The following is a 17,765-nucleotide window of genomic DNA, read 5'->3' as shown; positions in this document are numbered from 1 at the left end:
TGTCATCACAACCCGGATTTCGCCAGACCATGTCATGGCTGCATACCTGGTGCGGCCTGGTATGCGGCTGGCTGCTCTGTGCGATTTTCCTCACGGGCTCGATCAGCGTCTTCCGTGAGCCCATCACGCAATGGATGCAGGGAGCGCCTGTGGAGGACGGGAACAGGCCGGCGCTCTCTGCGCAAGAGCGTCTGCACGCCCTGCAGCTGGCCGAGCAGCATCTGGGCCGGAAAGCACCTGAGGCCAGTCTCTGGCGCATCGGTGTGCCCCAGCGCCAGGGTGATGGGGTCAAGGTGTTCGCTTCGGGCAGGGACGGCAACATGCAGGCCAGCCTGCATGCACAGACGGGCAAAGTCCTGCCCGAGGCCGCCTTGCGCCGGACCGAGGGCGGCCGGCATTTCATGTCCTTTCACTATTCCTTGCAGGGCGGCCTCGCGGGCTTCTGGGTGGTGGGGCTGGTGTCCATGTGCATGCTGGTGGCGCTGGCCTCGGGCGTGATCGTGCACCGGCGCATCTTTCAGGACTTCTTCACCTTCCGGCCCGGCAAGGGCCAGCGCTCCTGGCTGGATGCGCACAACGCATCGGCCGTGCTCACCCTGCCTTTTCTGTTCATGATCGTGTATACGGGACTCGCGCATTTCTACACCAGCTATATGCCCTGGCCGCTGCAATCCCTGTACGGGCAGGAGCGCTCGGCATACAGCCGCTACGACTCCGAGCTGGATGCCAGACCTGCCATGGGTGCCTTTTCGACTGCGCCCGCCCTCGCCGGCGCAGACCTGGTCAGCCTCGCGCAGAGGGCGCAGTCCTTGCTGACGGAACCGGTGGCGGGCGTGTTGCTGCAGCGACCCGATGGCGTCCGAGCCACGGTGCGGTTCACCGAAAGCAACCCGGACACAGCGGCGACGGGTCGTCTGGTCAACGCCCCGCGCTCAGTGACCTTCGATGCCGCCAGCGGCCAGCTACTGCAGGGACCCGCAAACCCCCAGGGTCGCCATCTCGCAGCCGATACCTATCCCGTCATCAGCGCCCTGCATCTGGTCACCTTTGGCGGCTGGGCGATGAAGTGGCTGTACTTTGTGCTGGGCCTGATCGGCACGGCCATGATTGCCAGCGGCACGATCCTGTTCGCAGTCAAGCGCCGCGCCAGAAGCGGTCATGAATGGGGCGTGGCAACGCCTTCCATGTACCGCTGCATCGATGCGCTCAATGTGGCGTCGCTGGCAGGCTCGGCACTGGCCTCCGTGGCCTATCTGTATGGCAACCGTCTGCTGCCCATGGTGCTGACGGCGCGTTCCAGCTGGGAAGTCCGCGTGTTCTTCGCGGTCTGGGGCCTGAGCCTGCTGCATGCGCTGCTGCGCACGGCGCGCCAGGCCTGGCGCGAGCAGCTATGCGCACTGGCCTTGCTGTGCCTGGGCTTGCCGCTGCTCAATGCCATGACCACCGGCCAGCACCTGCTGGTCTATCTGGCGCAGGCCGATGGTCAGCGGGCCGGGCTGGAGCTGACCTGCCTGATGCTGGGGCTGATGGCGGCCTGGAGCGCATGGCGGCATGAAAAATCGCAGCGCGGCAGGAGCAGGGCGCAGCCGCAAGCCGGTCGAGGTGCGAGCACAGGAGGTCCGGCATGAAGACGGCTTTCACGAGCAGGTCGCAGGCCAGGCGTCATTGCTGGGCCGTGCTGCTGCGTGTGCTGATGGCGGTGCTGGGCGGGTATGTGCTCACGGCGCTGGCCTGCAGCGTGCTGGCCCAGGTGCTGGTGGCCGTGGGTGCCATGCAGCGAGCACCTGCCGTGCAGTTGTCCACCTTGATCAGCTTTGTGCTCTACACGGCAATGGCGCTCTGGGTCTTCCATGTACATAGCCTGCCCAGGGCGCTGGCACGCATGGCCGTCTCGGCCGTCCTGCTGGGGGGCGCTCTGCTGGCGCTGGAGGGCATGGCATGAGCCTGTGGCAGGTGATCGTCTGCGTGCTGGCGCTGTGTCTGGCGGGCGTGCTGGTGCTGAGCCAGGCCATGGACAGGCATTGTGATCAGCTCGTGGCGCGCGGCGAGCCCGGCCCCATGCGGCGCGCCGTGCTGCGCCTGGTCGGGGCGGCCCTGATCCTGCTTGCGCTGTGGCTTTGCGCGGGCTTGTGGGGAGCAGCGGTGGGGAGCATCTTCTGGCTGGGAGGCCTCAGTGTGGCCGCTCTGGCCCTCACATGGATGTTCGCCTACTGGCCCGGGCCCGGCGCGGTGCTGGTGGCCATGGGCGGTCTGGCGGCCTTGGCCGGGACGCTCATGGCGGCCTTCAGGGAGTGAGCGATACGGCCTGTGCGGCTTGATCGTTCCGGCACTGCCCCAGGCTTCTCCGGTCTGATGCTTCACGTAGGTGGCGCCAGGGTGGCCGTTGTAAAGACCTGTGTGGGCACACCTTGTGGCTATTGCCGATCTGCGCAGCCCTGCCGCTGGCGCAGAATGTGGGCATCCGCCCATTTTTGCACCCGCTCCGAAAAGAATGCCCGCCCATGCAGCAAGAGCCAGATTTCTTCCATAACCTCAATGAAGAGATGCGCGACGGAAAGCGCTGGCTGGAGCGGACGGTGGTGCTGGCGTATGCGGCGGCAGCGGGCCTGAGCGTGGTGGCTTTCACACTGCTGGCCGAGGCGGCTTTCGGGTTTTTCGAGAGCATCTACCACGGCGTCAACGGCTGGCTGGTGCTGATCTGGATGCCGGCCATCACGGCGGCCGCGGTCTGGGCCACGCGCAAATGGGCGCCGGGGGCCAGCGGCTCGGGCATCCCCCAGGTGATTGCTACGCTGGAGCCTTCGGTCGATCCGGGTCTGCGCCAGCGCTTTGTGTCGCTGTGGCTGTCGTTTGCCAAGATCGTGCTCTCCAGCGCCGGTTTTCTCGCGGGGCTGTCGATCGGGCGCGAGGGGCCGTCGGTGCAGGTGGCTGCCGGTGTCATGCATTCGGCGCGGCGCTGGCTGGGCCCCAAGTCGGTCATCAACACCCATGCCTTGCTGGTGGCGGGCGGCGCTGCGGGCATCGCTGCCGCCTTCAATGCCCCGCTGGCAGGCGTGGTGTTTGCGATCGAGGAACTCTCGCGCAAGCTGGAGTCGCGCTCCAGCGGCCTCATCATCGCGGCCATTGTGCTGGCCGGCCTGATGGGGGTCTCGGTCTTCGGCAATCTGAGCTATTTCGGCCGCATCCGCGTGGCCGAGCTGAGCTGGCGCGACCTGTTGCCGTGCCTGGCCGTTGCGCTGACCTGCGGCGTGCTGGGCGGACTGTTCGCCAAGCTCATGACCCATTCCCTGACCTCGTCTACCGAGCGCCTCAACAAGCTCAGGTCACGTTTTCCGATTCGCTTTGCCGCAGTGCTGGCCCTGCTGATCGCCGTCATCGGCGTGGTCACCGGCGGTGCCACCTTCGGCGCGGGTTCGGAAGCTGTCAAGCACATGCTTCAGGGCGAGGCCGATGTGCCCGAGTTCTATGTCACGCTCAAGTTCATCGCCACCTGGCTGTCGGCCTGGGTGGGGGTGCCGGGCGGTATTTTTGCGCCCTCTCTCTCTATCGGTGCCGGAGTGGGCAATAACGTGGCATCGCTTGCCGGCACGACGGAGATAGCGCCGGCCCTGATCGCCATGGGCATGGCGGCTTTTCTGGCGGCCGTCACCCAGGCACCGCTGACGGCATTCATCATCGTGATGGAGATGGTGGACGGCCATGCCCTGGTGTTGAGCCTCATGGCCTCCGCCATGATTGCCAGCATGATCTCGCGCATGATTGCGCGGCCGCTCTATGAGTCGCTGGCTTTGCACATGCTCCAGGTGGCAAGAGCCTCCTTGCCGAAGGAGCCGGAGCCAGAGACTGCTGTGCCTCCAGCGCAGTCCACGCAGTCAGCGACGCGGGAAGAGTCCTCCGTAGCGGATACCGTGCATGAGGCGCGTCAGGGTGAGGACATCCGTTGAATTCATCAGCTCCGCCTGCATGGAATTGAACATGATTGGGCTGGAAAGTGCTGATACATGGGTGCAGTCAGGAGTGCGGTCGACCCAGGGGGAGGCGCAGCCAGCGGGGTGCGCCGGCATGCTCCTTGAGAGAGGCACCGTGCAGGGGGGCGGGCGCTACCGCTGGCTCGCGTGCGGTATCAGGAGGGACCGAGCTTTCAGGCCCTACGCCTGCTTGCGCACCATCACATGCATGGCCCGTTCGCCCTGCCTCACTTCGGCGACCTCATAGCCCAGCGCCCGCATATCCATGCCCTGCCACAGGTTTTCGCCGGACCCCATCAACAGGGGCGCTACGGCGAGGTGAAGCTCGTCGACCAGTCGCGCCTGCAGGAACTGTCTCACGGTGGCCACACCGCCACCGATGCGGATATCGCGAGCCCCTGCGGCTGCCCTGGCTTGTGCCAGTGCCGATGCAATGCCCTCCGTGACGAAGTGAAAATCAGTGCCGCCCTGCATGCGAAGCATGGGCCGCGCGTGGTGGGTCAGGACAAATGCCGGCACGTGATAGGGGGGCTCATCGCCCCACCAGCCCTTCCAGCCTCCATCGGGCCAAGGGCCGCGTACCGGTCCGAACATATTGCGACCCAGAATCCACGCACCGATGTTCTCGAAGGAGCGCTCGGCCATTTGATTGTCAACACCTGTCTCGCCAACCTGAGACCCTCCGTGCATGCGCTGAAAGACTTGGGTGGGGAAGAACCACTCGAGGATTGCGGATCCACCGACGCCGAGAGGGTTCTGCAGATCCTGGCTGGGGCCGGCGGAGTAGCCATCCAGCGAGGTGCCGAAGCACAGGACTTTGACTGTCATGACGGAATGCCTTTCAGATCAAGGAGCGATGATCGATGGCCTCGAATCAAGATTGCCTCTCGCCACCCGCCCCCATGGCCATCCATGGCATTGTCGAGTGCAGGGCGGTGCGCCGAACGCCGCGTCGGACTGGAGCTGCGGCTAGCCCCCGAAACGGACGCCGCAGCAGCGTACTCGTTCATCCCGCACGCTGTTCAGCGCGGTCGCCACGGATGCGATCCATGATTCAACCGCATGACCCGACAAAGCCGCAGGCGGTACAGAACTGACAGCCATCTTTCTTGATCATGGCATGTGCTCCGCAGTCGGGACATTTCTTGCCAGGGACCGAGCCGTGGTCTTCGGGGGCGGCAGCTGGCGTGGCCGCCGTGCTGGGGGCCGGCTGGGGCAAGCCCCGGTTGGCAATGATGCTCTGGATGGCATAGGCCAGCAATGCCACCTCGCTGTCGTGCCAGAGCGGGATGCGGCTGCCGTCCTCGCGTGTTCTGCTGCCGTAGCGTACAGGGCCTCGGTCCCAGGCAACCTTGCGCAGATCGGCGAGGGCCTTGTCCAGAAAGCCGCCACGCGCGGCCAGGCTCAGGCTGCGCATGGTGGCCGTGATCCATTGCTGGCTTTCTCCGGTCTGCCCCACGGGCATGAAGAACTCGATGGGCCGTTCCACACCATCGACCACCATGAAGCTGACCACCAGATACAGACGCCGTATGCCGTCATGCGTGAAGTATTCGATCTTGTCGACCACGGCATTGAGCGGTCCCTCGGGGCGACGTTCGATGACGGCCGTCATGCCGTTGCTGCCAGTTGAATGCGTGGCAGCTTGCGATCTTCCGGGGGACGCTTGAGAGGTATCTGGTGCTGATTCTGTGGAGAGCACCGAACCCAGGGTGTCGTTGGGGCGATAGGTGGCACAGCCTTTGAGTCCAGCCTCCCAGCATTCCATGTAGAGGTGCTTGAAGTCCTCGAAGGGATAGTCGGCCGGGATGTTGACGGTCTTGGAGATCGAGGTGTCGATAAAGGGCTGCACGCAGCGCATCATTGCCACATGCTCGCTGGCGCTCAGTTCCAGCGCGTTGACAAAGAAGTCGGGCAGCGGTGTCTCGTCGCCGCGCAAGGCTTTGAAGAGCCGGTAGGCATGGTCCTGAACGGTGTAGAGCTGCTCGCCGCCGTCAGCCTTGCGCTTTCTGCGTGTATAGGTCCAGGAAAAAGCGGGCTCGATGCCATTGGACGCATTGTCGGCAAAGGCCAGGGATACCGTGCCCGTGGGAGCGATGGACAGCAGATGGCTGTTGCGCAGCCCGTGTTTTCTGATGTCCGTGCGCAGATCCTTGGGAAGGCGCTTGGCAAAGCCGCTTTTCAGATACTGCTTGGCGTTGAACAGCGGGAAGGACCCTTTTTCCCGTGCCAGCTCGACCGAGGCGGCATAGGCAGCATCGCGCATGGTGCGGGCGATGGTCTCGGCCTGCTGCAGACCCTCAGCACTGGCGTAATGCAGGCCCAGGAGAATCAAGGCATCGCCCAGCCCCGTGAAGCCCACGCCGATGCGGCGTTTCTGTTGTGCCTCGCGCTGCTGCTCGGGCAGGGGCCAGACGGTGGCATCCAGGACATTGTCCAGCATGCGCACCTGTACGGCGACGGCAGCGCGAAAGGCCTCCAGGTCAAAGAAAGCCCGAGGTGTGAACGGTTCGCGCACAAATCGCGGCAGGATGACAGGGCCCAGGTCGCAGCAGCCGTAGGGGGGCAACGGTTGCTCGCCGCAGGGGTTGGTGGCGGCAATCTGTTCGGCATACCAGAGGTTGTTGTCTGCATTGATGTTGTCGAGAAACAGGATGCCGGGCTCGGCAAAGTCGTAGGCCGACTGCATGATGGCATCCCACAGCGTGCGTGCACGCAGGCTTTGATAGACCCACAGTCCGTCATCGCGTCGGTGTGCGCCAGCCTGAATCTGTGCATCACTGGGGCTGGCGACATGGACCAGGTCCCATTCTTCATCGTCCTTGACTGCCTGCATGAAGGCATTGCTCACGCCGACCGAGACATTGAAATTGTTCCAGCGGCCTTTTTGGCGCTTGGCGGTAATGAACTCCATGACATCGGGGTGGTCGATGCGCAGCACGCCCATCTGGGCGCCGCGCCTGGCACCCGCAGACTCCACCGTGGTGCAGGATGCATCGAAGACATCGATGAAGGAGCAGGGGCCTGACGCATTGGAGTGGGTGCCGCGTACCAGAGCACCGCGCGGGCGGAGGTTGGAAAAGTCATAGCCCACACCGCCGCCGCGGCGCATGGTCTCGGCCGCCTGAGACAGTGCCGTGTAGATGCCGGGGTTGCCCTGGGAGTCGAAGCCGTTCGTGGCATCGGCGACAGGCTGCACGAAGCAGTTGATCAGTGTGGCCTTGGTGTCCAGTCCCGCAGCGGCCATGATGCGGCCGGCGCCGATGGCGCCGAGTTCCAGGTTGAGCAGAAATTTCTGCTCCCATAGCGCTTGGAGCTCGGGCTTCTCGACGGCGGCCAGGGCTCGTGCCACTCGGGCAAACAGATCGTGTTCGGACTGCTCGCCGTCGGCCAGATATTTTTCGGCCAGGACGTCCTGGCTGATGGCCTGCAAAGGAGGTGTTTTCATGGCGTGCCTCATGCTCAATGCAACGTGAATGCAATGCGACTTTGTAGCGCAGACGGCCGTAAAGTGACGTGACACAGCGCAACATCCAAAGGACTCCTGCTGGCCGGGGGCTGCCAGCGGCAGACCGGCCCCGCCGGGGAATTGTGACAGACCCTTTGGCAGCAGGGGCACGCGCTGGCAGGCGGCGACGCCCGGTGACAGGGCGAGTTCCGGCTCGCGGGAGCCCGCAGCGCCGCCCCCACGAGGTCGCTGCAGGCGGCAAGGAGCCGGGCCTAGCGAGGGTTGGGCGTGTCGGCCCGAATCACCTCGGCCTCAAAGCGTACAGCGGCATTCACGACCGCTAAGACCGAGGCCGTGACGGGGTCCGCATGCATGCCTGCGCCAAACCGTGAGCCGGGAACCCCAGGCCAGGCGGCTTCGACGATGGCGAGAGCGCAGGCATCGGCACCGTTGCCCAGGCTGCGCTCTTCGTAGCTGTCGATGCGCAGCGGCAGGTCCAGTGCAGCAGCAGTGGCGGCAATAGGACCGTTGCCCATGCCGCGGCTTTGCCTGTTCTGCCCGTGCGCATCGCGCCAGTGCAGTTCGATGCCCTGGCCTTGCTCGCCGTCGAACAGGCGGTGTTCCCGGTAGCGCAAGGCCGGTGACCGGGCATGGGCATGCAGATAGGTGTCTTCGAACAATGACCAGATCTGCGCACTGCTCAACTCGGTTTCGCTGCTGTCGGCCCAGGTCTGGACGATGGCGCTGAACTCGATCTGCATGCGCCTTGGCATGGTGATGCCCCTGTCCTTTTGCAGCAGAAAGGCGATCCCGCCCTTGCCCGACTGGCTGTTGACGCGCACGATGCTGTCGTAGGTGCGCCCCAGGTCCTGGGGGTCTATGGGCAGATAGGGAACGCGCCAGGGAGCATCAGGCTTTTGTGCCGCAAAGCCTTTGGCAATCGCATCCTGGTGCGATCCGGAGAATGCCGTGAACACCAGATCGCCTACATAGGGGTGACGGGGGTGGATGGGCAGGGCCGTAGAGGCCTCGGCAATGCGGGCCACGGCAGCGATGTCGGAAAAATCGAGGCCGGGAGCAATGCCCTGGGTGTAGAGGTTCAGGGCCAGGGTCACCAGATCCACATTGCCGCTGCGCTCTCCGTTGCCAAACAGGCAGCCCTCCACACGCTGGGCGCCGGCCAGCAGGGCCTGCTCGGCGCAGGCCACGCCCGTGCCCCTGTCGTTGTGGGGGTGTACCGACAGCGTGATGTGTTCGCGTCGTGCCAGGCGCTGGTCCATCCATTCGATCTGGTCGGCAAACACATTGGCAGTGGAAACCTCCACGGTGGTCGGCAGGTTGATGATCATGGGGCGGGCGGGACCGGCATCCCAGGCGGCAATCGCGGCATTGCACACGGCCAGGGAAACGTCCAGCTCCGCCATGCAGAAGGTCTCGGGGGAGTACTGCAGCACCCATTCGGTTTCGCGGTGCTGCTCGGTCAGCGCGCGCAGATGGCGCACATGGTGCTCGACCATGGCAATGATCTGCGCGACCTCCATGCCAAAGACAATTTCGCGGAAGGCCGGGGCCACGGCGTTGTACAGGTGCACGATCACGCGGCGTGCGCCAGTCACGCTGCACACCGTGGTGGCAATCAGGTCCTCGCGCAGCTGGGAGATGACCATAGGTGTGACGTCGTTCGGAATCAGCCGGGCGTCGATGAGGTGGCGAACGATGTCGAAGTCGGTCTGAGAAGCCGAAGGAAAGCCGATTTCGATCTCCTTGAAACCGATGGCGACCAGTTCGTGGAACAGCCGCAGCTTGCGCTCGTGGTTCATGGGTTCGAACAGCGCCTGGTTGCCATCGCGCAGATCGGTCGACAGCCAGACAGGGGCCTGCGTCAATGTACGGGCAGGCCATTGACGGTGGGGAAGGTTCACCACGGGGAATGCGCGGTATTTGGTAGAGGGATCAGCCAGCATAGAGACCTTGAAGTGGGTTGGAGCAATCACCGGGTCTCCCTGACCGAATGGGGCTGGCTAAGGTCGGGGTCCGGGGAGACCGGGATGGGACCATGCGCAAGCGCGTGCATGCGGACCCCGACCTGAAGTCAGAGCCAGTAGGCATAGCGCAAGCGGGTGACGGTGTTTCACGGCAAGGTGTTTGATGGGGGCAGTGCGGTGACTGTATGTCGGCACAGGTATAGACTTCTATCGATAAATATTCATTCGTTGTAGAAATTTGGACATACCATGGGCTTTTCCTCTCCAGAACATGGCGCTCACGCTCTGGATCTGCAGCCAGCACAGGCTTCGTCACTGCCTGTCACGGGCGTGGAGCAGCGCTATCCACCTGGCCATATGGTGCCGCAGCACATCCATGCGCGCGGCCATCTCATCTATGCCTCGGAGGGCGTGTTGCTGGTCGAGTCCCCCAGCGGCCAATGGCTGGTGCCGCCGACCACCGCGGTGTGGCTGCGTCCGGGCATGCTGCACCGGATCACGGCGACCACGGCAGTGCGGGCCCTTGGCCTGTTCATCGACCAGTCCGGGTCGGCACGGCTGCCGGCTCAGGACTGCGTGATCCACGTCTCGCCCCTGGTTCGTGAGCTGATGGCAGCGATCGTCGGGTTGCCCCATCAGGGGCGGCATTCTGCGCGCGACCTGCTGCTGGGCGATCTGCTGATGGAGGAATTGAGAGCACTCGCGCCGTTGCCGTATTACCTGCCATGGCCGGAAGATGCATTGATGCGACGCATTTGCGAGGGCGTGCTGCATGCACCGGCACATCGCGTCACGGCGCAAGCCTTGGCCCGGCAGCACGCGCTGACCCCCAAGACGCTGCACCGCCGCTTTCTGCGAAGCACGGGGATGAGCTGGGGCCGCTGGTATCAGCAGCTGCGGCTGATGACGTCGATTCCCGCGCTGCTTCGGGGCGTGCCCATCACCGCCGTGGCGCTGGAAAGCGGCTATGAAAGCCATAGCGCCTATACGGCCGCTTTCCGCAAGCAGTTCGGCCGCCCGCCGTCTGCATTTGCGGCAGCGGCAGGAGGGGCAACGCTGCGCTAGCCAGTCCGGCTGCATCCCGGTCCCCATCCTCCGGAGCCGGTTGCTGCCTTGCCGGCATCCTTCTCAAGAAAATAGCTTCCGGCGCTTTTCCTCCAGCGCTGGAAGCCATGGTCGATGAACGAGGCCGATCAGAGCTTCTTGACCAGGACCTGGCTCTTGCGACCCCAGTTGTACTTGGCCTTGCGGGCTTCCGGCAGCCATTCGGGCTCCACGGGCTGAAAGCCGCGCTTGATGAACCAGTGCATGGTTCGTGTGGTCAGCACAAACATGGTTTCGCAACCCAGGGCGCGCGCGCGCTGTTCGATGCGTTTGAGCAGCTTTTCGCCGTCGCCCGTGCCCTGACTCTTGGGAGAGACGGTGACGGCGGCCATTTCGGCGGTCTTCGCCTCCAGGTAGGGGTGCAGGGCGGCGCAGCCGAAGATCACGCCATCGTGTTCGATCACGGTGTAACTGGCGATATCGCGTTCGATCTCGGTACGGTCGCGCTTGACCAGCGTGCCGTCGCGCTCGAAGGGTTCGATCAGCTGGATGATGCCGCCCACATCGTCGATCGTGGCCTCACGCAGTTCTTCGAGCTTTTCGTCGATGACCATGGTGCCGATGCCGTCGTGCACATAGATCTCCAGCAGCAGCGCACCGTCGGTCGAGAAGGGCAGGATATGGCTGCGCTCCACGCCATGCTCGCAGGCTCGTACGCAGTGCTGCAGATAAAAGCCCACATCGGTCGGCTGCTGTGCAGGAGGGAGCTGGGCCAGCAGGCGGCGCGCGGCGTCCAGCGGCAGCTCGGTATCGATGGGATTGTTCTCGTCGGCCGGGCCGTTGGGGTCCATGCGCACGCCGGGCACTTCGGTCAGGAACAGCAGCTTGTCGGCCTTGAGTTCGATGGCCACGCGGGTGGCCACTTCTTCCATGCTGAGGTTGAAGGCCTCGCCCGTGGGCGAGAAGCCGAAGGGCGAGACCAGCACCATGGCTTCGGAGTCCAGCGCGCTGCGAATGCCTTCCACATCGACCTTGCGAACCAGACCGGAATGCATGAAATCCACGCCGTCGACGATGCCCACGGGACGGGCGGTGAGGAAGTTGCCCGAAATCACGCGCACGCGTGCACCCGCCATCGGCGTGTTGGGCAGTCCCTGGCTGAAGGCGGCCTCGATCTCGTAGCGCAGCTGGCCGGCGGCTTCCTGGGCACAGTCCAGCGCAATGGAGTCGGTGACACGCATGCCGTTGTAATAACGCGGCTCCTGGCCCTTGAGGCGCAACTGCTCGTTGACCTGGGGACGAAAGCCGTGCACCAGCACGATCTTGACGCCCATGGCCTGGATCATGGCCAGGTCCTGGACGATGGAGCTGAGCTTGCCCGCATCGATGGCTTCACCGGTCAGACCCACCACAAAGGTCTGGTGTCGGAACTTGTGGATATAGGGAGCCACGGACCGGAACCAGGGAACAAAGGTGAAATTGAAGACGGTGGACATGGCTGTGCGCGAAAACCTCGAAAGCGGGAAAAAAAGGCCTGCGTTGGGGATCACGCAGGCCTGCGGCGCAAAGTGTAGCGTTTACTAGCGTGCCTGGGCTCATTGCCGCCGGGTTTTATGCGCGCTGATCGCACAGTTTGTGGCTTTTTTGACGGGATGTTTTCAAAAAATGAGGACCGCAGCCGGACAGCGCCTTGCGCAGCCAAGCCGAAAGCCCAGCGAGGACGCTTCGGGCATGGCCTTGCTGGCAGGATGGGGCGGGCGCAGATGCCTACGGGCATCGCTCCGGTGGGCGCTGGAGCGCTAGTTCCAGTTGTCGATCTTGGTGTCGTCGGGCGAGGGGCTGCCCTTGCCGGTCTCTGCAAACGCTTTGAGACTGAGCAGGAAGACGGCCCATTTCATGCTGCAATGCGCGGTGAACTCCACGGTTTCGCTCCAGTTCCTGTGGCCGAACACGAGAATGGTGTACCCATCCTGCGTGCTCAGCTCGAACGTTGCCTCTGTTCCTGTCCATTCTTCGGGCCCGTGCGTGAAGCGCCAGCGCACACGGTGTTCCGCCTCCGGCCCGACGAGATCGAAGCCTATCTGCCCGAGCACCTCACCGGCCTGGTTCGTGAAGCGCGCCCTGATCGCGTCTTCGGACCCGGCATCGGCGCTCGTCTCCCGGCTCCACCAGCCGGCGATGCCCGCAGCGGTCGAGATCGCCTGCATCACATCGCCGACAGGCGCTCGGATGCCAATCCTATGAACGATGTCCACCATGGCCCCGGTCTCCTTGTGGAATCAGAAGTCTCAACGATACCGACAGATCGGCATCAGCCAGGCAGCAGTTACCCTCGGAACGGCAGGCACAGCAGGCTGCGGCAGCGCGGGCTCAGGGGCGTGAGAACACCTCCACCCTGGCCGGTGGCAGATTGCCCCACACGGTTTCGCGGTCGATGCGCTTCAGGCCGGCGTTCTGCCAGGCGGACGCTCCAAACAGCGAATAGGTGAACTGGATCACGCGGCCATCGCAGGTCAGCGAGCGGGCCCAGGTGTCGGTGATCCTGTGTACCGCCTGATGGGGCAGGGAACGCAGTGGCAGGCCGGAGACAACGGTCTTGACCGCCGAGCGTCCGAGAATCGACGGCCAGTCACCGGCATCGGCATGAAAAACGCTGATCTGCGGGAATCGCTCGGACAGGTAGCTGGCGAACGAGGAGGACTTTTCAATGATCACCAGCCTGCCGGGAGCGATGCCGCTGCGCAGCAGTGACTCCGTGATGACACCCGTTCCTGCACCCAGCTCCACCACCAGGCCCTCGTCCGCGTCCCCCACCAGAGAGGCCATGGTGTTGCCCAGTCGCTCTGAACTGGGGCACAGGGCTCCGATCTCGCGGGGCGACCGGATCACTTCGTTCAGCAGCATGAAGTTGCATGATCTGTTTTTCATTCAGAACTCTCCCTGTTCTGGCCCATTGTGCGGATGAGTTGGAATTCACTGCTGCAGGAGATATTGAATGCGCCTCGTCAGATAGATGGAAATAACGGTAACAACGCCGCTGCCGAGCATGTCCACCAGATAGTGCCCGCCGTTGATGGGAGTGGAGATCAGCATCAGGACGTTCAATGCAAGCACCCCGCGAAAAAGCCCGAGCTGACGGTAGGCGTGGATGAGCAGCAAGGCGATGGTCGTGTGATAGGAGGGGAAGGTAACAATGCCTTTCAGATCCCCGAATGCGAACTCGCGCAGGCTTTCATCCCTGAGTGCCATGAAGTGAGGAAGGTGCACGGCGTTCTCCAGACCGATGGAGTGAAAGAAAAGAGTGCCTCCCGCAGGCAGCAGGCCCGAAAGCAAGGCTGTCAGCATCAGGGCGATGGAGGACGCCCACCACAGCTCCTCGTTTCTGTCGCTTCTGCCGCTGTGCGAGAGATAGATGATGGAGAAAAAGACTTGCAGCAGCCCGCTGTAATAGGCCAGGGTGAGCAGGGCTCTGAGAAGCGGGTGTTGCTGGACGAAGTCATAGAAGGCGCGCCAGTTGAAGCCCAGGGCCTGATCCAGTCTGGTGAACCGGGCATCGAGCAGGGGCAGGTTCAGGCTTGCGAAGAGATAGGTCAGTATCGCCCCGATCAGTGCCGTCACGATCCACAGGGCCGCGTAGAAAGACATCTCGGATAACGCCAGGCTGCGCCCCGAAGATCCGTAGATCCAGCTGATGCCCAGAAGAACCAATGTGGTCCAGAACACCGGCTCGGTGCCGGAAAAGACCAGCGGATGGACGCGCAGCCATAAGGCTTCTGCCAGCGCCAGGGCCGCCAGGAAGACAACGGGCGCGAGTTTCCGGGGACTGATCCGCTGCCGGTCACTGATGGTTCCCTGCATCAAGTTCATCGCAAACTCCCCGGTTTGAACCATTCGGCCAAGGTTTGTCGAGGGGCGCGCGGCGCCCTAGGCGCTGCCCGCGATCATGGGCAGCACCATGCGCAGCAGTCTGATGATGGCCGGGCCCAGCACCACCATCACGATGGCGGGAAAGATGCACGTCACCAGTGGCAGCAGCATCTTGGTGGGGATCTTGGCGGCAAGCTCCTCGGCGCGCATCTGACGCTTGTGGCGCAGATCGTCGGAGAACACGCGGATGGAGTCGCCGATGCTGGTGCCGAAGCGGTCCGCCTGCGTCAGCATGGCAGTGAAGGCGTGAATCTCGTCCACTCCGGTGCGGGCGGCCAGGTTGCGCAAAGACTTCTCGCGGGTGCTGCCTGCACGCATCTCCAGATTGGTCCAGTGAAGCTCCTGGGCCAGGGCTTCGCTCTTGATGCGGATCTCGGTCGTCACCTTGCCCAGGGCCGCATCCAGCCCCATTCCGGCTTCCACGCAGACCAGCATGAGGTCCGCGGCATCGGGGAAGTTCTCGAAGATCTCGCGTTTGCGGCGCGCAGCCATCCAGCGCAACACCAGATTGGGCACATAGCAGGCCGCAAGACCGGTGACCAGAGGGTAGAGCAGGAGCTGCAGATTGTCTGTCGTACCCTGTGCCAGCAGCAGCGAATAGACCAGGAACATCATCACCAGGGGCAGAAGCGTCTTCGTGCCGAAATACAGCAAGGGCGCGTTCTCATGGCGAATGCCTGCATTCAGAAAGCGCAGGCGCAGCGGGCTGGCGTCATTGTCTGCGGTGGGAGAGGACAGCTGCGCGAACGGTCCCACCAGCTTGACGGCCGTTTCTGTCCAGCCGCCGGACAGAGGGGCCGGGCTGAGCTCTTGCAGGCGCTGTTCGGTGACCGTGGGCGTCACCCAGAAGAACAAGGCCCCTGCAGCCAGCATGACGGCAAGAAAAGTGAGCAGGGCGACGATTAACATGGCGGACTCCTTGAAGTTCGTGTGCACTCATACCCGTATGCGGACAATGCGCCGCAGCATGAACAAACCGATCACCATGAGTCCGGCCAGCCATTGCAATATGACGATGCCGATGGGATCGGTCCACAGCGTGGACATGAACTCCGGGTTCACCACATTGAGCAGGGCCGCCAGGGCAAATGGCATGAGACCCAGGATCCATGCCGACATGCGGCCTTCGGAGGAGAGAACGCGGATCTTGGCGTGGAGCTTGAGCCGTTCGCGGATCAGGCGGCTCAGATTGCTCAGCATCTCCGTGAGGTTGCCGCCGGATTCGCGCTGTATCAGCACGGCAACGATGAAGTAGCGCAGATCGGTGATCGGTATTCTTTCCCCCAGATTGTTCAGTGCCTGCTGCAGCGATGTCCCGTAGTTGATCTCGTCGTGCACCAGGCGGAACTCGCCGGCGATGGGTTCGGACAGCTCTTCTCCGGCCATCTGCAGGCCGGCCGAAAAAGCGTGGCCGGCGCGCAGGGCCCGCGCGATCAGATCCAGCGCCTCGGGGATCTGGCGCTCCAGCTGTCCCAGACGCTGACTGCGTTTGCGCTGCAGGTAGATCCAGGGCAGGCCGCCCAGCACGCCCCCTGCGAGCAAGGCCAGCTCCATGGGCAGGTGGAACATGCTGGCCGTCAGTGCTCCCAGGAAGAACAGCATCCCGATGGCCAGCAGCAGGCCGGAAACTGTCCATTCCAGTCCCGACTGGACGATCACGCGGTCCAGCTGGTGGGCTCGCGGCATGCTTTGCAGCACACGCTGCATCCTGGGCAAGTCGCTGAGCACGCGCTCCTTGACGAGTTTGGTCGGATTGCTTTGGTCGTCGGCGGCAGACAGGGCCCTGAGCCGGCGTTCAAGCCGCTTTGCCTCCGGACTCTTGTATTGCTTCCAGACCAGGTGGACGCCTTCGAGCAGCAGCAACATGGCGGCAAAGACCAGCGCGACGATCACCAGGATCGAGTGGGACGAGAAAAAGGACAGCATGACAGCACCTCTTTGCCGAGTTCATTGATAGTGGCGCTCTGGAGAGAAGATGCTGTCGGGCAGCGCAATGCCGAAGCCTTTGAGCCGGTCGGCGAACTTGGGTCTGACGCCCGTGGCATGGAAATAGCCCTGCACTTCGCCGCCGGCTCCGACGCCGGTCTGGGTGAAGGCAAAGATCTCCTGCATGGTGACCACATCGCCTTCCATCCCGGTGATCTCCTGGATGCTGGTGATCTTGCGCTTGCCATCCGTCAGCCGAAGTACCTGCACGATCACCGTGATGGCCGAGGCAATCTGCTGGCGCGCGGCCTGGTGCGGCAGATTCAGGCCGGCCATGCCGACCATGTTCTCCAGACGCGCCAGCGAGTCGCGCGGAGTGTTGGCGTGGATGGTTGTCAGAGAGCCTTCGTGGCCGGTATTCATGGCCTGCAGCATGTCCACAGCCTCGGCGCCCCGGACTTCACCGATGATGATGCGGTCCGGGCGCATGCGCAGCGCGTTGCGCACCAGCGAACGCTGGGTGATCTCGCCGCGTCCTTCGATATTGGGCGGGCGCGTTTCCATGCGCACCACATGCGGCTGCTGTAGCTGCAGTTCGGCGGCGTCCTCGATGGTGACCACGCGTTCCTCGGCAGGAATGTAGCCCGATAGGATGTTGAGCAGCGTCGTCTTGCCGGCGCCCGTTCCCCCGGAGATGATCATGTTCACCTTGGCCTTGGCCAGGGCCTCCAGAGTCAGGGCCATTCCCGGCGTCAGGCTCTTGAGATCCTGGATCAGGTTCTCCATGCGAAGCGGAATGCGCGCAAAGCGGCGGATCGACATCATGGGGCCGTCCAGGGCCACGGGCGGGATGACGGCATTGACCCGCGATCCGTCGGGCAGGCGGGCATCGACCATGGGGCTGGACTCGTCGATGCGCCGGCCGATGCGAGAGACGATCTTGTCGATGATGCGCAGCAGATGCTTGTCGTCCGTGAAGACCACGGGCGTGAGTTCCAGCCGACCCAGGCGCTCCACATAGATCTGGTCGTGGCGGTTGACCAGGATGTCGGAGATCGCCGGGTCGGTCATCAGCAGCTCAAGGGGGCCGAAGCCCAGCATTTCGTGCTGGATGTCGCGGATCAGCAGCCTTCGTTCCAGATCGTTGACGACTGCGGCGTCCTCCTCCAGCAGGCGTTCGGTCATGACGGCAATCTCCTGCTGCAAGGTCGGTGTGGGCACCGACTCCAGCGCCGCCAGATCGAAGCGCTCCAGCAGCTTGGAATGAATGCGCGTCCTGAGCGTCAGATAGGCCGCAGAGTGCCCGTAGTGGGGAGCAGGCGGCGCAGCCGCAGCGGCTTGCGGGGTGGTTGCCTCGGGCGTGTCAGCTGTATCCGAAACAACCTGCAGCGGCGGCTTGGAGGCGCGGCTCGCTGACGTGGCCAAGAAATCTCTGAGGGACATGACGATCTCCTTGTGCGCTGAGGG

15 protein-coding genes are annotated in these 17,765 nt (G+C 63.7%); 5 read left to right on the top strand and 10 right to left on the bottom strand.

Annotated elements, in window-relative coordinates; genetic code table 11:
• Positions 1-29 precede the first annotated feature (29 nt).
• The 4 genes from E2583_RS01475 to E2583_RS01460 all read left to right on the top strand — a co-directional run bounded on the left by E2583_RS01475 (position 30) and on the right by E2583_RS01460 (position 3,944).
• Positions 30-1,628: a PepSY domain-containing protein gene (locus E2583_RS01475; protein WP_291592495.1), complete on the top strand. Its 1,599-nt coding sequence runs from the start codon at positions 30-32 to the stop codon at positions 1,626-1,628.
• A complete protein-coding gene (locus tag E2583_RS01470; protein WP_291592494.1) occupies positions 1,625-1,942 on the top strand; it encodes a hypothetical protein in 318 nt (105 codons plus the stop codon). The genes E2583_RS01475 and E2583_RS01470 overlap by 4 nt, the downstream gene beginning before the upstream one ends.
• Entirely contained in the window at positions 1,939-2,295 is a 357-nt protein-coding gene (locus E2583_RS01465; RefSeq protein WP_291592493.1) for a DUF3325 domain-containing protein, read from the top strand. Before E2583_RS01470 ends, E2583_RS01465 begins: the two co-directional genes overlap by 4 nt.
• Before the next feature lie 206 nt (positions 2,296-2,501).
• On the top strand, positions 2,502-3,944 hold the full coding sequence (locus E2583_RS01460) for a chloride channel protein (RefSeq protein WP_291592491.1): 1,443 nt from the start codon (positions 2,502-2,504) through the stop codon (positions 3,942-3,944).
• 204 nt (positions 3,945-4,148) lie between these two features.
• Here E2583_RS01460 and E2583_RS01455 read toward each other — a convergent pair whose 3' ends face one another.
• From E2583_RS01455 to E2583_RS01445, 3 genes are all read right to left on the bottom strand, one after another.
• Complete coding sequence (locus E2583_RS01455) at positions 4,149-4,796, bottom strand: dihydrofolate reductase family protein (protein WP_291592489.1); 648 nt, start codon at positions 4,794-4,796, stop codon at positions 4,149-4,151.
• A gap of 226 nt (positions 4,797-5,022) precedes the next feature.
• Complete coding sequence (locus tag E2583_RS01450) at positions 5,023-7,416, bottom strand: adenosylcobalamin-dependent ribonucleoside-diphosphate reductase (RefSeq protein WP_291592487.1); 2,394 nt, start codon at positions 7,414-7,416, stop codon at positions 5,023-5,025.
• Positions 7,417-7,688: 272 nt separating this feature from the next.
• Positions 7,689-9,380 (bottom strand): 2-isopropylmalate synthase, encoded by a 1,692-nt coding sequence (locus E2583_RS01445; RefSeq protein WP_291592612.1) that lies wholly within the window; start codon positions 9,378-9,380, stop codon positions 7,689-7,691.
• Between the two features lie 270 nt (positions 9,381-9,650).
• Here E2583_RS01445 and E2583_RS01440 point away from each other — a divergent pair, with 270 nt between their 5' ends.
• Positions 9,651-10,466, top strand: a complete 816-nt coding sequence (locus E2583_RS01440) for a helix-turn-helix transcriptional regulator (RefSeq protein WP_291592486.1) — start codon at positions 9,651-9,653, stop codon at positions 10,464-10,466.
• A gap of 128 nt (positions 10,467-10,594) precedes the next feature.
• Here the strand turns inward: E2583_RS01440 and argA are convergent, their stop codons facing one another.
• From argA to E2583_RS01405, 7 genes are all read right to left on the bottom strand, one after another.
• The gene (gene argA / locus E2583_RS01435; RefSeq protein ID WP_034393853.1) at positions 10,595-11,941 is read right to left on the bottom strand and encodes an amino-acid N-acetyltransferase; all 1,347 of its coding nucleotides are present in this window, start codon (positions 11,939-11,941) and stop codon (positions 10,595-10,597) included.
• A 303-nt stretch (positions 11,942-12,244) separates the two neighbouring features.
• Positions 12,245-12,703: an SRPBCC domain-containing protein gene (locus E2583_RS01430; RefSeq protein ID WP_046462053.1), complete on the bottom strand. Its 459-nt coding sequence runs from the start codon at positions 12,701-12,703 to the stop codon at positions 12,245-12,247.
• 112 nt (positions 12,704-12,815) lie between these two features.
• Entirely contained in the window at positions 12,816-13,373 is a 558-nt protein-coding gene (locus tag E2583_RS01425) for a methyltransferase domain-containing protein (RefSeq protein WP_291592480.1), read from the bottom strand.
• Positions 13,374-13,418: 45 nt separating this feature from the next.
• On the bottom strand, positions 13,419-14,312 hold the full coding sequence (locus E2583_RS01420; RefSeq protein ID WP_046462055.1) for a phosphatase PAP2 family protein: 894 nt from the start codon (positions 14,310-14,312) through the stop codon (positions 13,419-13,421).
• 57 nt (positions 14,313-14,369) lie between these two features.
• Positions 14,370-15,281: a type II secretion system F family protein gene (locus E2583_RS01415; RefSeq protein WP_046462056.1), complete on the bottom strand. Its 912-nt coding sequence runs from the start codon at positions 15,279-15,281 to the stop codon at positions 14,370-14,372.
• Between the two features lie 27 nt (positions 15,282-15,308).
• The gene (locus tag E2583_RS01410; protein WP_291592478.1) at positions 15,309-16,298 is read right to left on the bottom strand and encodes a type II secretion system F family protein; all 990 of its coding nucleotides are present in this window, start codon (positions 16,296-16,298) and stop codon (positions 15,309-15,311) included.
• A gap of 21 nt (positions 16,299-16,319) precedes the next feature.
• Positions 16,320-17,741: a CpaF family protein gene (locus E2583_RS01405; RefSeq protein ID WP_291592476.1), complete on the bottom strand. Its 1,422-nt coding sequence runs from the start codon at positions 17,739-17,741 to the stop codon at positions 16,320-16,322.
• Positions 17,742-17,765 lie beyond the last annotated feature (24 nt).

This window comes from Comamonas sp., assembly GCF_009360615.1.
Lineage (GTDB): Bacteria > Pseudomonadota > Gammaproteobacteria > Burkholderiales > Burkholderiaceae_C > Comamonas.
The sequence above is the reverse complement of the archived record's forward strand: the minus strand, read 5'-3'. Positions and strand labels throughout refer to the sequence as shown.

Excerpts from the sequence above, each read along its gene's own strand:
- E2583_RS01475 (WP_291592495.1), top strand. The coding sequence starts at position 30 with ATGTCATGGCTGCATACCTGGTGCGGCCTGGTATGCGGCTGGCTGCTC.
- E2583_RS01470 (WP_291592494.1), top strand. The coding sequence starts at position 1,625 with ATGAAGACGGCTTTCACGAGCAGGTCGCAGGCCAGGCGTCATTGCTGG.
- E2583_RS01465 (WP_291592493.1), top strand. The coding sequence starts at position 1,939 with ATGAGCCTGTGGCAGGTGATCGTCTGCGTGCTGGCGCTGTGTCTGGCG.
- E2583_RS01460 (WP_291592491.1), top strand. The coding sequence starts at position 2,502 with ATGCAGCAAGAGCCAGATTTCTTCCATAACCTCAATGAAGAGATGCGC.
- E2583_RS01455 (WP_291592489.1), bottom strand. The coding sequence starts at position 4,796 with ATGACAGTCAAAGTCCTGTGCTTCGGCACCTCGCTGGATGGCTACTCC.
- E2583_RS01450 (WP_291592487.1), bottom strand. The coding sequence starts at position 7,416 with ATGAAAACACCTCCTTTGCAGGCCATCAGCCAGGACGTCCTGGCCGAA.
- E2583_RS01445 (WP_291592612.1), bottom strand. The coding sequence starts at position 9,380 with ATGCTGGCTGATCCCTCTACCAAATACCGCGCATTCCCCGTGGTGAAC.
- E2583_RS01440 (WP_291592486.1), top strand. The coding sequence starts at position 9,651 with ATGGGCTTTTCCTCTCCAGAACATGGCGCTCACGCTCTGGATCTGCAG.
- argA (WP_034393853.1), bottom strand. The coding sequence starts at position 11,941 with ATGTCCACCGTCTTCAATTTCACCTTTGTTCCCTGGTTCCGGTCCGTG.
- E2583_RS01430 (WP_046462053.1), bottom strand. The coding sequence starts at position 12,703 with ATGGTGGACATCGTTCATAGGATTGGCATCCGAGCGCCTGTCGGCGAT.
- E2583_RS01425 (WP_291592480.1), bottom strand. The coding sequence starts at position 13,373 with ATGAAAAACAGATCATGCAACTTCATGCTGCTGAACGAAGTGATCCGG.
- E2583_RS01420 (WP_046462055.1), bottom strand. The coding sequence starts at position 14,312 with ATGAACTTGATGCAGGGAACCATCAGTGACCGGCAGCGGATCAGTCCC.
- E2583_RS01415 (WP_046462056.1), bottom strand. The coding sequence starts at position 15,281 with ATGTTAATCGTCGCCCTGCTCACTTTTCTTGCCGTCATGCTGGCTGCA.
- E2583_RS01410 (WP_291592478.1), bottom strand. The coding sequence starts at position 16,298 with ATGCTGTCCTTTTTCTCGTCCCACTCGATCCTGGTGATCGTCGCGCTG.
- E2583_RS01405 (WP_291592476.1), bottom strand. The coding sequence starts at position 17,741 with ATGTCCCTCAGAGATTTCTTGGCCACGTCAGCGAGCCGCGCCTCCAAG.